The 14887-nt window shown below is 64.1% G+C and carries 9 protein-coding genes and 1 pseudogene; 3 read left to right on the forward strand and 7 right to left on the reverse strand.

Features of this window, described 5'->3' with window-relative positions; all coding sequences use genetic code 11:
- Window positions 1–63: 63 nt before the first annotated feature.
- Together CD04_RS0119450 and CD04_RS0119455 are read right to left on the reverse strand one after the other, a co-directional pair.
- Window positions 64–1365 carry an RNA-guided endonuclease TnpB family protein gene (locus tag CD04_RS0119450; RefSeq protein ID WP_031409814.1) on the reverse strand — a complete coding sequence of 434 codons (1302 nt, stop codon included), beginning with the start codon at window positions 1363–1365 and terminating at the stop codon, window positions 64–66.
- A gap of 111 nt (window positions 1366–1476) precedes the next feature.
- Window positions 1477–3363 (reverse strand): potassium transporter Kup, encoded by a 1887-nt coding sequence (locus CD04_RS0119455; protein WP_031409816.1) that lies wholly within the window; start codon window positions 3361–3363, stop codon window positions 1477–1479.
- Between the two features lie 181 nt (window positions 3364–3544).
- On the opposite strand from CD04_RS0119455, the gene hemN reads away from it, so the two are divergent.
- Window positions 3545–4957, forward strand: coding sequence for an oxygen-independent coproporphyrinogen III oxidase (hemN, locus tag CD04_RS0119465; RefSeq protein WP_038168914.1), 1413 nt, complete (start codon window positions 3545–3547; stop codon window positions 4955–4957).
- A 150-nt stretch (window positions 4958–5107) separates the two neighbouring features.
- Here the strand turns inward: hemN and CD04_RS0119470 are convergent, their stop codons facing one another.
- From CD04_RS0119470 to CD04_RS22310, 5 genes and pseudogenes are all read right to left on the reverse strand, one after another.
- Complete coding sequence (locus CD04_RS0119470) at window positions 5108–5479, reverse strand: HIT family protein (RefSeq protein ID WP_231480700.1); 372 nt, start codon at window positions 5477–5479, stop codon at window positions 5108–5110.
- A 109-nt stretch (window positions 5480–5588) separates the two neighbouring features.
- Window positions 5589–6371 (reverse strand): anti-sigma factor domain-containing protein, encoded by a 783-nt coding sequence (locus CD04_RS0119475; RefSeq protein WP_051849455.1) that lies wholly within the window; start codon window positions 6369–6371, stop codon window positions 5589–5591.
- Entirely contained in the window at window positions 6368–6937 is a 570-nt protein-coding gene (locus CD04_RS0119480) for a sigma-70 family RNA polymerase sigma factor (RefSeq protein ID WP_031409825.1), read from the reverse strand. The genes CD04_RS0119475 and CD04_RS0119480 overlap by 4 nt, the downstream gene beginning before the upstream one ends.
- 208 nt (window positions 6938–7145) lie before the next feature.
- Window positions 7146–7724: a ferritin-like domain-containing protein gene (locus CD04_RS0119485; protein WP_031409827.1), complete on the reverse strand. Its 579-nt coding sequence runs from the start codon at window positions 7722–7724 to the stop codon at window positions 7146–7148.
- Window positions 7725–8154: 430 nt separating this feature from the next.
- Window positions 8155–12152 (reverse strand): annotated as a pseudogene (locus tag CD04_RS22310) (DUF3683 domain-containing protein).
- A 426-nt stretch (window positions 12153–12578) separates the two neighbouring features.
- On the opposite strand from CD04_RS22310, the gene CD04_RS0119495 reads away from it, so the two are divergent.
- A complete protein-coding gene (locus CD04_RS0119495; RefSeq protein ID WP_031409829.1) occupies window positions 12579–13634 on the forward strand; it encodes a homocysteine S-methyltransferase family protein in 1056 nt (351 codons plus the stop codon).
- 144 nt (window positions 13635–13778) lie between these two features.
- Window positions 13779–14711: a hypothetical protein gene (locus CD04_RS22815; RefSeq protein WP_051849457.1), complete on the forward strand. Its 933-nt coding sequence runs from the start codon at window positions 13779–13781 to the stop codon at window positions 14709–14711.
- Window positions 14712–14887 lie beyond the last annotated feature (176 nt).

Here is a 14887-nt window from a genome sequence, read left to right on the forward strand (position 1 = left end):
TTCCTCCCCGCCCTTGGTCTGCGGCCACCGCTTGCGCGGGAAGGGCGGAGATTCCTACGGCGCTCAGGTGCGGCATTGAACCGTCCCTGAGTCGCTTCGGCGGGTTCCTGCTGCTGGCGGCCTGACTGCTCCACTCACTTCACAGGCGATCCGGGCTGCGCTCTTGCGCCCGGCACAAGCGTGCGCCGTGTCCTGCCCTTCGTCTCGCAGTATTTCCATCCCGCGAGCAAGGATGTTGAGCGCGCCGACAACATCGGCATGATTCGCGTAGCCACACGCGACGCACTTGAACTGCGCCTGCGTGCGGCGATTGTCGGCCGCGATGTGGCCGCAGCATGGGCAGGTGCGGCTCGTGTTGTGCGGCGGCACAGCGATGAGACAGCCGCCGCTCCACGCCAGCTTGTAGTCCAGTTGCCTGCGGAACTCGGCCCAGCCCTGGTCCAGGATGGACCTGTTCAGGCCGCGCTTGGCCCGAACGTTCCTGCCCGGTCTCTCGGCCGTGCCCGCAGCGCTGCGCGACATGTTCTTCACCTGCAAGTCCTCGATACACACCATCGCGTGGTTTTGGCTGATCGTGGTCGTGGCCTTGTGCAGGGCGTCGCCTCGGGCATTGCCGATCCTCTGGTGGAGTTTTGTGACTTTGGCCTTCGCCTTCCTCCAGTTCTTGCTGAACTTCACCTTGCGGCTCATCGCCCGCTGGTACCGCGCAAGCCGCACCGCGTGCGTCCTGAAACTGTTCAGCGGTGGCAGAAACGCACCGTCGCTGAACGTGGCAAAGCGGGCAATGCCCACGTCGATCCCGATGGCGCGGGTGGCGCTCGGGAACGGCTGCTCGACCTCACGCTCGGTCTGGATCGACACAAACCATTGGCCTGCGCTGAAACTCACCGTGGCGTTGCGCACCGCACCGAGAACGTCCCGGCTGTTGCGATAGCGCAGCCACCCCAGCTTGGGCAAGAAGATGCGGCTGTTCCCTGCATCGAGCTTGATCTGTCTCGGGTCGGGATAGCGCAAGCTGTCGCCCTGGCCCTTCTTCTTGAATCGCGGAAAGTCCGTGCGCCTGGCGAAGAAGTTGGTGTAGGCGCGTTCCAGATCCTTGAGCGCCTGTTGCAACGGATGCACGGGCGCCTCGGCCAGCCAGGGTGCGACGCGCCCCGAAGGCAGCGGCGCCCCGTTACGCCATGCCGTGAGTTCCTTGCACAGCCTGGCGTAGCCGCGCTTTTTCTCACCCCGCTCGTGGCGGGCCCTTTGCAACGCCAGCGCCTCATTGAACACGACCCGGCACGAGCCCGCGAAGCGGCGCATCTGGCGCTGCTGCGGGCCGTTCGGACGAAGCTCGAACTTGAACGCCTGGAGTCGCTGCATGACTGGTTTAATGTGCAGCTTATGCGGCGCCACTTCAAGACAAACAAGGATGCCTGTGGCATCCGCGCTTTGCTTCCCCGCGCTGAACGGCCGGGCTTGTCGCGCATCGGGTCAGATCTCGATTTGCGTGCCCAGCTCCACGACACGGTTGGGCGGGATCCGGAAGTAGTCGGAGGCATCCTGCGCGTTGCGGCTCATCCAGGAGAACAGCACCTCGCGCCATAGCGCCATCCCCGGAATCTTGGACGGGATGATGGTTTGGCGCGCGAGGAAAAAGGAGGTTTCCATCAAGTGGAACTCCAGCCCGAAAAACCGCTCGCAATCCTTGAGCAAGCGCTGGATGTCCGGCTCGTCCTTGAAGCCGAAATTCACATGCAACAGGTAGATGCCCTCTTCCATGGACGTGAGCTCAATGCCCTGCTCCGGCGGTACATGGGGGACATCCGCGGTTTGTGCGGACAGGAAGATCACCCGTTCGTGCAGCACCTTGTTGTGCTTGAGGTTGTGCAGAAGTGCGTGTGGCACCGTGTTGGCATCGGGGGTGAGATAGATGGCTGTGCCTTCGACGCGGGTTGGTGGATAGGTGGACAGGCTGTGCACGAAATCCTTCAGGTTCAGCGCGTGCTCCTGCAACTGGCGCTTGAGCAGGGTGCGCCCGCGCTTCCAGGTTGACAGCATCGTGTACACGGCCGCGCCGAAAACCAGTGGAAACCAGCCGCCGTGGTCGATCTTCAGGGAATTCGAGGCCAGGAAGAGCAGTTCCACCAGCGCCAGCGGCACAAATGCGAGATTGGCGCGGCGCGTGCTCCACCCCCAGCGCTGCGGTACGACCATCCATAAGAACACGGTCGTGGTGAGCATGGTGATGTTCACCGCAATTCCATAGGCAGCGGCCAGATTGTCCGAGGTGCGGAAGGCGAGCACCAGAATGACCACGAAAATCAGCAGCATCCAGTTGATGAAGGGCACATAGATCTGCCCCTGGTTGCGCTCATTCGTGAACAGCACGGTCATGCGCGGCAGATAGCCCAGCTTGATGGCCTGGGTGGTCATGGAATAGGCGCCTGAGATCACCGCTTGCGAGGCGATGACCGTGGCCATGCCGGCCAGAATCACCAGCGGCCACAGCGCCCAACCCGGCGCCAAATAGAAGAACGGGTTCTTCACCGCCTCAGGGCGCGTCAGCACGAGTGCGCCTTGGCCGAAGTAATTCAGCAGCAGCCCCGGCATCACCACGCCCAGCCATGCCGCCCGGATCGGCTTGCGCCCGAAATGACCCATGTCGGCATACAGGGCCTCGCCACCGGTCAGCGTCAGAAACACCGCGCCCAGCAGGAACAGCGCCAGCCCCGGATGGCGGATGAACATATCCACTCCCCACCAGGGATTGAGCGCCAGCAGCACCATCGGGTTGGACGCGATCTGGATCAAGCCCAAAATGCCCAACACCCCGAACCATACCACCATGACCGGCCCAAAAAACGCGCCCACCAGCGCCGTGCCGCGCTTTTGCACCAGAAACAGACCGATCAAGATGAGGACCGTGATGGGCACCACGGCATCGCTGAGTACTGGGGTTGCCACCGCCGTGCCCTCGATCGCCGAGAGCACCGAAATGGCGGGCGTGATGATGCTGTCGCCATAGAACATCGACGCGCCGATCAGGCCGAGGGACACAGCCACGGTGCGCCCGCGCGTACGCGGCGCATAGCGGCGCATGACCAGTGCCATGAGCGCCAGAATCCCGCCCTCGCCGTCGTTGTCCGCGCGCAACGCCAACATCACGTATTTGACCGTGACAATGATCGTCAGCGCCCAAAAAATGAGTGACAGCACGCCATAAATGTTCGGTACGCTGTACCCAAGGTCGTGGGAGGGATTGAATGCCTCCTTGAAAGCGTACAGCGGACTCGTGCCGATATCGCCATAGACAACCCCCAGGGCGCCCAGGCTGAGAGCGGCCAACGATCCCTTGTGTTGTGTTTCGGTGTCTTGCATATGATTTGCGCTCCGCTTCGGATCTTTTCCCCCCAGCGGGCCCGAATGAAAGGGACTGTCATCTTAGGGCTGTTTTGTTGCGAAGCATCATTTGTGCCCGTCCCATGGTGCCGATCGCGATGCGCAGCGTCCTTGCGCCAGATCAAAGCCACCGCCCCCACCAGCCCGCATCATGCCCACGATGACGAGTCGCACCATGATGCCAGCCAACCTTGATTTCCAGCCCGAACTGATCCGCCGCTACGACGTGGCCGGTCCACGCTATACGTCTTACCCAACCGCCGACCGCTTTCGCCCTGACTTTCAAGCGGCCGATTACGCGGCCGCTCTGCGTGAGCGAGGCCGCGCTGCCCTCACCCCCTTGTCGCTTTACGTCCACATTCCCTTCTGTGAGACGCTGTGCTACTACTGTGGCTGCAACAAGATTCCCACGAAAAACCACGCGCGCAGCGCACCTTACCTCGATCAGGTCGAGCAGGAAATGGGGTTGGTGGCGGGGCTGCTCGGCCAGCGCTTGCCCGTTTCGCAGCTGCACTGGGGTGGCGGCACGCCCACATTCCTGAGCGACGAGGAGGCATCGCGTCTGATGGACGTGACGCGCCGGTACTTCGAGCTGCAAGCCGGAGGGGAGTACTCGATCGAGATTGACCCGCGCAAGGTTGGCAGGCAGCGCGTGGCGCACTTGGCCGCGCTGGGCTTCAACCGCATGAGTGTCGGGGTGCAGGATTTCGATCCCGCCGTGCAGCAGGCGGTCAATCGCATCCAGAGCTATGAGGAAACGAAGGAGGTCATCGATGCGGCGCGGGCCAACGGCTTTGCCTCGGTCAGCGTCGATCTGATCTACGGACTGCCCCGGCAAAACGCCTTCAACTTCGCGGCAACGCTGGAGAAGGTCATCGACCTGCGGCCCGACCGCGTCGCACTTTACAGCTATGCGCACCTGCCGCAACGCTTTACACCGCAGCGGCGCATCAATGAGGCCGACCTACCCGAGCCACAAGCCAAGCTCGTGCTCCTGGGGCTGGCAATCCGCCGCCTGGCCCATGCTGGCTACGTGTACATTGGGATGGATCATTTCGCGCTGCCCGCGGATGAGCTTGCGCAAGCCCAGCAAAAGGGCAAGCTGCATCGTAATTTCCAGGGCTATTCCACGCAGGCGGACTTGGACTTGCTCGCCTTCGGCGTGTCGGGAATTTCGAAGCTTGGCAGGCACTACATCCAGAATGCCAAGACCCTGGAAGCGTACGGCGCAGCTCTATCGGCCGGCGAGTTACCCGTCGAAAGGGGGCTGACGCTGAGTGACGATGACCTGCTGCGCCGCGAGGCCATTCAACGCCTGATGTGCGATTTCGCGCTCGACCTGGAAGACCTCGCGCAGCGCCATGGCGTGCCGGACGCGGCCACTTATTTTGCTGCGGATCTCAAGCGCCTCCACCCCTTGGAAGAAGCCGGGCTGCTGCAGCGCGACGGACTTACCTTGCGCGTGACGCCCCAGGGAAGGCTGCTCGTGCGCATCGTGGCCATGCAGTTCGACCGCTATTTGCATGACGCCGCTGCGCTGCTACAGGCGCCACGCTATTCGCGGGTCATCTGAGCGGCATGCGCGGCACGCTTGGTCCTGTGGGCCGGGTCAGGAAAGGCTCAGCCCTGCGAGCCTGCGCAAGCGGTTGATCGTCGGGCGCAACAGCGCGGAAACGGTGCGCCCAGCCGGTGCGCCGATGGGCGTCCTGGATCCTCGGCTGCGTTAGCCAAACCGTTCCTGCAGTTTCGCACGCAATGCAGTGTCCAGATCGGGGATAAGCGAGCGCACGGCTTCAAGCCGGTTGAGGTCAGCGGCTCGCTGCGGCGCGGCCCACACGGGCTGCGGCCAATGCGTGTCCCAGTGCCAGCGCGCAATGACGTGCCAATGCAGATGCGGCACCACATTGCCCAAAGTCGCGAGATTGACCTTGTCGGGCGCCACATGTTCGCGCACGACTTGCTCGACGAGCACCACCGCGTCCATGCAAGCACTGCGCTCCAAGACGCTCAGGTCACTGAACTCGGCCCGATGGGCCTGCCAGATCACGCGGTAGAAAGCCGGGTGCTGGGCCTCGTCGGCTCGCACCAGACGCATCCATGCTCCGCTCCATACAACCGGTAGCCGATCCGTTTGGGCGCACAACGGGCAAGGGGCTGCAGCGTCGCGACCCGACAGCACGGCGCAAGGCTGCGGCATGGCTGGCCTATTCGTAAAAATCACCACCGCCCTGACCCGGGGCAAGATGCGGTGCGCCCGGCCGCAATTGGGTCATCGCCACGACATTGCCCACGTAGATGACGGGTCCTGTGGGCTGTCCGGTGGGTGAGCCGCCGGCCGGCTCCAGGCTAATGGCAAACCCCTTGGCCTGGGCTAACGCCAACAGTGCTGGTGCAGGCAGACTCAGGGTGTCAGAGCTGCGCAGTTGCACCAGCCCGACCGCTTGAGGCTTGCCCTGTTTGGGCAGCATCCACAACTCGAACGATTTGTCGCTCGGCGTTGCCGTTGGTCCCACGGCGGTGAGGACCAGGCGGTCACGGTGCACCGTGAGCACGGCACTGTGGCCATCAGGCCCCTTGAGTACCGCGGCCATTTGCGCCGCAGTGGGTTTGCCGGGGCCAACCTGTTGTACCACCATGACCAGGGACACCAGGAGCGAAGCGGCCAGCACACCAAGGCCAAGGGCCAGCGCCTGCCACGTCTGCTTCGCCCAGCCTCGGGCGGGCTGCAGGGGCACACCCGAGGCCCTGCGAGAGCCTTTGTCAGCGACCGCGGTGCGTGAGCGCACCGCGGTCCAAACGGCAGCCGGCGCGTCCTCCGCCAGCAGGCAGGCGTCGAGCCGGCTGCGCCAACGCTGCGTCGCCGTGCGCAGTTCAGGGTGCGCCTGGATCAGCGTCTCGAAACGGCGGCGCGCAGCAGCGCTCATGCCGCCGGTCAGATAGTCGGCAGCCAGAAGGTCGGCAAGTTCGGGACGCTCATAGCGCGTCATGGCGTGGCACCCTCCCCCAAACACGCACGCAAGGAAAGGATCGCACGGCGAATGATGGTTTTGATCGTGCCGAGGGCCATCCCCGTGCGCGCGGCCAACTCGCCGTGGGACAGGCCCATCACGTAGGAATGAGTAAGGAGCTCGCGTTGCTGCGCCTTGAGTTGCCCGAAGCAGCGGTCAAGCGAGCCATGCGACATGCTGCGTTCGAGTTGCTGCTCAGGGCCGGGCGCGGCATCAGCCGGGTCCAGGGGGATATGCATTGCATCCATGCTGTCCACGGGTTCACGCTTGAGGGCGCGCAACTTGTCCAGGCAAGTGTTGCGCACCACGGTGGCCAGCCAGGCTTCAGCCGCGCCCTGCGCCGGCCGATAGTTGGCAGCCTGGTGCCACACCTTGACGTAAGCGTCCTGCAGCGCGTCTTCGGCCAGAGCCCGGTCCCGCAGCAGACGCAAACAGATCGCCCACGCGCGGCGCCGCGTGGCGTCATACACCGAGGCAAACGCCTGATGGTCGCCAAGCGCCGCGTAAGCCAGGAGCTTTCCCAGGTCGGGTCTCGAAGGTGGCATGTCGTGCAGGTTGCAGGATGCGCCAGGGATGCCCCGGCACAGCACGCTCCGGGGTCCGACGCGGCGGCCCCGAGCGGCCGCCCCGGAGCTCGGGCGTTATCGCATCTTAACGGCAACGCATCTGGCTGCGCGGCTGGCCGCAGACAAGCGACGACGCAGTCCCCAGTGGAACTCGGCCACGGGCCGGAATGCGTCGATCGGGGCTCGCTTAGGCGATGAACGCCGCGGGAACCGGGTTCTCACCCAACGCGTTGAGCAGGATCGCCCAGTGCATGGTCTCGTCGCCGAGGATGCTGGCTGCAGCTTTCGCCAAATCCCGATTGTGGAATTGCGGCACGGTTCCAAGGTAGGCGCTGGCAGCACCTTGCTCCAGACCGGCGGCGAAGCGCAACACGTCGGCTTGGCTCTTCAACGCGTTGGTGGGAAAGTTGTATTGGGCCGGCTGCATCGCCTCGACCGGTGTGCCGCCCAGTTTGGTGACGGTGGATTCCAGAACCCCGGCATGCGCTTTGTGCTGGCCCTGAAATCCCACGGCAACAGCCAGCACAGGCTTGTTGAGCAGGCCGGACTCGGCGCCGACCTGGTACGCGGCTATCGCCTGATATTCCAGCCCCAGGGCAATATTGAGCATCTTGATGTCTCCTTCGGTGGACATCGAAGCTGCAAAGCTGCGCGCCGGCAGCGCGAAGGTCGAGGCCGCGGTAAGGCCGGCGACAAACAGTCCGCCTTTCTTGAACCAGGTGCGACGGGAGAGTTCGGGGGAGGCTGCATGCGAGGTGATGTTCATGATCGTGTCCTTGGCAAATGGTGGGCTAACAGGCCGCTTCGGCATCCGTGCGCGCGCGGCCCTGCTCTCATCAACGCCACGACTCGTGTTTTGGATTCAGCCGGTTGCGCAACAAACACCGCCCTCATGGGCGAGCGGCTTTGTTGCCTATGGGTCAAGGAAGCGTGGCGTCGCTCCCGCGGTTGCGTCGGGCAGGATCATGCTCTTGCCAGGATCGATTGCGCGTCACGCGTGGAAGGTCGGCGGCCGCAAGCGGGACGCATGGCTGGACTCCATCGCGCATCACGTCGCCCGATCCTGCCTGTTCCCGGAGTTCGATCCGAATCGCGCGGTGCGTGCACGTAGGCCAAGCCGCGAGGCGGGGGTGCATCGGCACCCCGCCTCCGCGCGCGATCAACCGCTATGGGGGTGTGCGGGCCCCCACAGCCGCCTACACAAGGACTCTTTCGATTCCGCCGGCATTGGCTGCCCGCACGTATTTCGCCATCCATTCCTCGCCGAGGATGTGGCGCGCCATCTCGATGACGATGTAGTCAGCTGTCAGCAGGCCGCTTTGCAAGTCGTCACGATAGCGCCCGAGACCTTGCAGGCAACTGGGACAGGACGTGAGGATCTTGACATCACCGGTATGCCCCTGCGCGCGCAGGGCAGCCTCGTCAGCGCGCAGCTCCTCCTCCTTGCGGAAGCGAACCTGCGTGGAAATATCCGGCCGCGCCACCCCGAGGGTTCCGCTTTCGCCGCAGCAGCGCTCGCTCTTGCGCACGCCATTGCCGAGCAATGCCTTGACCGTCTTCATCGGGTCCTGCTGCTTCATCGGACTGTGGCAAGGGTCGTGGTAGAGATACGCCGTGTCGCCTTGCGGCAGGGTCACGTTCTTTTCCAGAAGGAACTCGTGGATATCGACAATGCGGCAACCGGGAAAGATATCCTCGAACTTGTAGCCCTGCAGCTGGTCGTAGCAGGTGCCGCAGCTCACCACGACGGTCTTGATGTCCAGGTAGTTGAGCGTATTGGCCACGCGGTGAAACAGGACACGGTTATCGGTGATGATCTTTTCCGCCTTGTCATACTGCCCCGCGCCGCGTTGCGGGTAGCCACAACACAGGTAGCCCGGCGGCAGGACGGTTTGTACACCCACGTTCCATAGCATCGCCTGTGTGGCCAGCCCCACCTGACTGAACAAGCGCTCGGACCCACAGCCGGGGAAATAGAAGACGGCTTCGGAATCGACCGTGGTCGTGGCAGGGTTGCGGATGATGGGGACGAAGTCCTTGTCCTCGATGTCCAGGAGGGCGCGTGCCGTCTTCTTCGGCAAGCCGCCCGGCATGGGCTTGTTGATGAAATGGATCACCTGCTCGCGCATGGCGGGCTTGCCGGTGCTGGCGGGGGGGCAGCCGTTTGCTTCCGGCCGATACGGCGCAAAAGCCGCACACCCACGTTCTGCGCCTTGTAGCCCCACTGGATCAGCCCCAGGCGCGCTGCCTTGATGGTGCGGGGGTCCGTTGCGTTGAGGAAGAACATGGCCGCCACGCTGGCCGGGTTGAAACGCTTCTTGCCCATCTTGCGCAGCAGATTGCGCATGTTCATGGACACGTCGCCAAAATCAATGTCCACAGGGCAGGGAGCAAGGCACTTATGGCAGACGGTGCAGTGGTCGGCCACGTCCTCGAACTCTTCCCAGTGGTTGATGCTTACGCCGCGTCGGGTTTGCTCCTCATACAGGAAGGCCTCAACCAGCAAAGACGTGGCGAGAATCTTGTTGCGCGGTGAGTAAAGCAGGTTGGCGCGCGGCACATGGGTGGCGCACACCGGCTTGCACTTGCCACAGCGCAGGCAGTCCTTCACCGAGTTGGATATGGCGCCGATGTCGCTTTGCTGCATGATCAGCGATTCGTGCCCCATCAGCCCGAAGCTCGGCGTGTAGGCGTTGGTGAGATCGGCGGGGAGTTGCGGATCGTCCAGCAGCTTGCCCTTGTTGAAACGCCCCTCGGGGTCCACGCGCCGCTTGTAGTCGCGGAAGGGCCCGATTTCGGCCTCGGTCAGGAATTGCAGCTTGGTGATGCCAATGCCGTGCTCGCCCGAGATCACGCCATCGAGGTTGCGCGCGAGCGCCATGATGCGGGCAACAGCGTCATGTGCCGCCTGCAGCATGAGGTAATCATCCGAATTGACCGGGATGTTGGTGTGCACGTTGCCGTCGCCTGCGTGCATGTGCAGCGCCACCCAGACACGGCCTTTGAGCACGCGCGCATGAATGGCATTGAGCTCGCGGCGCAGGGGCTCGAAGGCACCGCCGGCAAAAATCGCATGCAGAGGTTTGCGGATTTCCGCTTTCCACGAAGCGCGCAGGCTGTGCTCCTGCAGGAGATTGAAGACTTGCGCGCGCGGGGTCCGGTGCAGCATCTGCATGGCAGCCGTGCTCGCCGCATCGAGACCATGCTGCGCAAAATGCGGCAACGCCTGAGACAGCGGCGTATCCAGTTCCTGCAGCAGAAAACTCCAGCGCTCATGCGTGCGCGCTACCTGCTCCAGAGCCTGAGCACGCGCCGCTTCCAGCTCGCTGGTCGCGACCGGGGCTTCGCCCTCGCCAAGCTCCTCGTTCTTGGCCAGGGGCAGTCGCCCACGCAGGAAGCGATCAATCTCGGCGGTGAGTTGCAGCTTGCTCTTGAGCGAAAGCTCGATATTGATGCGCTCGATGCCGTCCACGTACTCGCCCATGCGCGGCAGCGGAATCACCACATCCTCGTTGATCTTGAAGGCATTGGTATGGCGTGCGATGGCCGCGGTGCGCTTGCGGTCCAGCCAGAATTTCTTGCGTGCCTCCGCGCTCACGGCCACGAACCCCTCGCCCACGCGCGCGTTGGCCATGCGCACCACGTCGGCGGTGGCGCGGGCGACCGCCTCATCGTCCTCCCCGACGATGTCACCAAACAGCGCCATTTTCGGAAAGAGGCCACGTTTGCTCTTGGGTGCGTAGCCCACGGCTCTGAGGTAGCGCTCGTCGAGGTGCTCAAGTCCCGCCAGGATGGCACCGCCGGGGCGGGCTTCCAAATAGTTCTTGATCTCCACGATGCTGGGAATCGCTTCCCGCGCCTGGCCGAAGAACTCCAGACAAAAGGTGCGTATATGCGGCGGCATGCGGTGCAGAACCCAGCGCGCGCTGGTGATGAGCCCGTCACAGCCTTCCTTCTGAATGCCCGGCAGCCCCGCCAGGAATTTGTCCGTCACATCCTTACCCAAGCCGGCCTTGCGGAAACGGCTGCCTGGAATCTCGAGCACCTCCGTGCTCAGCAGCGTGCTGCTGTCCGATGCGAAGGTCTCGACCTTGAAGCGCGCCACCTCTGCATCGTGAATCTTTCCCAAATTGTGGTCCAGGCGCGTGACTTCCACCCAGCGGCCCTGCGGGTCCACCAGCCGCCACCAAGCCAGGTTGTCGATGGCGGTTCCCCAGAGCACGGCCTTTTTGCCGCCCGCATTCATGGCGATGTTGCCGCCAATACACGATGCATCCGCCGAGGTCGGGTCCACCGCGAAGACCAAACCGGCGCGATCGGCTGCGTCGGCGACGCGTTGGGTGACGACCCCGGCGCCGGCGCGAATCGTGGCCACGGGCTGGGCGACTCCGGGCAGTGCGAGGTGCTCAACCGGCCCCAGGTCTTCCAGCTTCTCGGTGTTGATCACCGCGCTCTTCCAGACAAGCGGCACGGCGCCACCGGTGTAGCCGGTGCCGCCACCGCGCGGCACAATGGTCAGGCCCAGCTCGACGCAGGCCCGCACGATGGGCGCAATCTCGGCCTCGGTATCGGGACAAAGCACGACAAACGGGACCTCGACGCGCCAGTCGGTGGCGTCGGTCATATGCGAGACCCGTGCCAAGCCGTCGAAACGAATGTTGTCACGTTTGGTCAAGCGGGAGAGATCGCGCAGGGCGCGTCGCCGCAGCGCTGCCACCTCGTCAAACCAGAGGGCGAAGGCGGATACCGCTGCGCGCGCTCGCTCGAGCAGCTGCACAACCAGCGCATCGCGCGCTGCGCTCTGCGCGTCGGCCGCGTCCGCGGTGCTTCGGCGCTTGTCGATCTCACGCAGGCGGTGCCAGAGTGCGTCGATCAGTGCGCGCCGGCGCTTGACGCTGTGCAGAAGGTCGTCCTGCAGATACGGATTGCGCCGAAGAACCCAGATGTCCCCAAGCACCTCATAGAGCATGCGTGCACTGCGTCCGGTTCGCCGCTCCTGGCGTAGCTGGTCCAACCAGACCCAGGCATCGGCTCCAAGCAGGCGAATGACGATCTCGCGGTCGGAAAACGATGTGTAGTTGTAGGGAATCTCGCGCAGGCGTGCCGGCGGCTCGAGATGCGCCAAGCTGGCGGGAAGGGCTGCCTCAGGCATTGGCGCGGGCACGTTCGGTAGCAAATCTTGTGGAGCATTCATGGCGCAGACCAAAACGTGCATTGTAGGAAGCGGGGTTTCCCCCGGGGCGGCGCGGGTTGAAGGGGCGCCCCCGCTCAGTCGCAAGGTGCGTCAATCCTGCGCTGCGCCTTCCCATCGCCATCGCGGCCTTCAGCGCGCGCCGGCGATTGCCCGCCCTGGCTCGGGCATGGACGAGCTAGGGCCAGGGCCCCGACGACGGCTTGGGCGCTCACCATCGACGCGCTCCGCATCAATGGCCCACGCCTGGCGCAGGCGTAGCGTTGGGTTGGGTTGGGCCGACTCAGCCGATGCGCCGCAAGGTGTGTGCGCCGTGATGCGCGGCGACCCTTTGACCTGGCGCCCCTTGGGCGCTGGGTCGCGTTTGCCTTGTACAAAGCGCGGGTGTGCCGCGTGCGCGCTTCACGTTCTGCTTTCTACAATGATCCGATGCTCTCCAACCATCCCGCCTATTCCCGCGCCGCGCAATTGCCCGAGCTCCTGCGCCAGCGCATCCTCATCCTTGATGGCGCCATGGGCACGATGATCCAGCGCCTCAAGCTCTCCGAGGCTCAATACCGAGGGGAGCGGTTCAAGGATTGGCCGCGGGACGTGAAAGGCAATAACGAGTTGCTCAACATCACCCAGCCGCAGATCATCCGTGACATTCATGACGGTTATTTTGCCGCCGGGGCGGACATTGTCGAGACCAACACCTTCGGCGCGACCGCGATCGCGCAGGACGACTATGGGATGGCCCATCTCGCGGATGAACTCAACCGCGCTGCGGCGCGCATTGCACGCGCGTCGGCCGACGCGCACAGCACGCCCGACAAGCCACGTTTCGTGGCCGGTGCCTTGGGGCCCACGCCCAAGACGGCCAGCATCAGCCCCGACGTCAACGACCCCGGCGCGCGCAACGTCACGTTCGAGCAACTGCGCGCGGCCTACTACGAGCAAGCAAAGGCGTTGGGGGAAGAAGGCGTGGACCTGTTTCTGGTCGAGACGATTTTCGACACCTTGAATGCCAAGGCAGCCCTGTTCGCAATCGATGAATGGTTCGAGAGCAGCGGTGAGCGCTTGCCGATCATCATCAGCGGCACCGTGACCGACGCTTCCGGGCGCATCTTGTCAGGCCAGACCGTGCCAGCATTCTGGGCCAGCGTGCGGCACGCCCAGCCGCTGGCAGTCGGTCTGAACTGCGCCTTGGGCGCAGCGCTGATGCGCCCCTATCTGCAGGAGTTGGCCAAGGTGGCAGGCGATACCTACATTTCCTGCTATCCGAATGCCGGGCTTCCCAACCCGATGAGCGATACCGGCTTTGACGAAACCCCGGAGGTCACCTCGCGCCTGCTTCATGAGTTCGCCGCCGAAGGGCTTGTGAACATCGTCGGCGGGTGTTGCGGAACCACACCGGAACATATAGTCGCCATTGGCCGCGCGGTCGGCCACGAGAAACCCCGCCTGCTTTCAGGCCGTGGGCCGTTTTACGCGCAGCAGTCGTAGCGCGGCCATGGCGCGGTGGGAGGACTCAAGGCCCCTCTGAAGGTTACATTTGGTCGCACCGAAGGCGGCGATCTCCCGGAACAATGCGCAGGGTCACCGTTCCTCCCAATCGCCCTTGCGCCTCTGCCCTCTGAGGATGGCCTAATGCCTGTCATCTATGAGAAAACGCCTGCTGGCCGCCAAGTGCTCAGCACCCGTCAGCCTGAGCTCAGTCGAGCTTTGCGCAATCTCCTCTTGCTCATCGACGGGACCAAGAGCGATCAAGAATTGATGGCGTTGCTCAATAGCAACGACCTGAGCGCTGCTTCGTTTGGGCACTTGCAGCAATTGGGTTTCATTGCCCAGCGCGCAGAACTGAATGCCGCGCATTCGGTGAGTGGCGGCCTGCGCCAAACGGCGGCCGTGCCGGCCGAAGCGGCCGCACCGCAGGGCGCGCCGACGCGCCGGGCATCACCGTTTGCGCGCCTTGGGCAAGGCTTGCGCTCCGTGTTGCAGTCGCGGGAGGAGTCACCCCGGGAAATTTCGGCCGGTTTGGCCGAGGTCGTCAAGTGCGCCGCGGTCGCTGACGCCGACTTTTTCAGTTGGCTGGAAGGCCATATTGAGGAGTTGCTCGCCCGGCAGCAACAGTCCGTCACCCATGTCGTGCAGCGCATACCCGAGCTGCGCGCATCCATCGAAGCCCAGGATCGCGTGCAGCGACGCTCGCCTTCATCCCTGGATTTCGGAATGGCGCTGGCCCGGGTCATTGAATCCATCCTGGGTTACGGCCAGTACCTGCATGGCGAGGCCGTAGGCTTGGGTATGTGGCTCACTGCCGCGATCGGGCAAGACCTCGGCGTGCAGTCGGAAGCGAGCGCTCAGCGCCTGCGCGCATTGCTGCATCGCTGCGCGTTGCCCACGCAGCCGCCTCAAGTCGCCGCGGGTCGCTGGCTCGATCTTCTGCCTGTTGACCGCGCGGGCTCCGGTGGGCAGATCCAGTTCGTGCTGCTCGAGGACATCGCGAAGCCCGTTGCGCGACTGGTCCCGCGCTCCGTCGTGGTCGAGGCGCTCGACCGTGCCGGGGCGCTGAACGGTTAGGCGACGCGTCAAGCGCGAGCGCGCGTGTCGAGTACCCATGAACTCGGTCTTGCGGTCCAATGGCCCTGCGCGTGCCATGCCCAAGCCGGGCGCAGGGCGTTCAGTGGGCGAAATTCAAGGATCCTTGTCCCCATGCAGCGCACGTTGCAGCCCGAACGCACGGAAGCGGCTCTCCC

Source organism: Thiomonas sp. FB-Cd (genome assembly GCF_000733775.1).
In the GTDB taxonomy this organism is placed as follows: domain Bacteria; phylum Pseudomonadota; class Gammaproteobacteria; order Burkholderiales; family Burkholderiaceae_C; genus Thiomonas_A.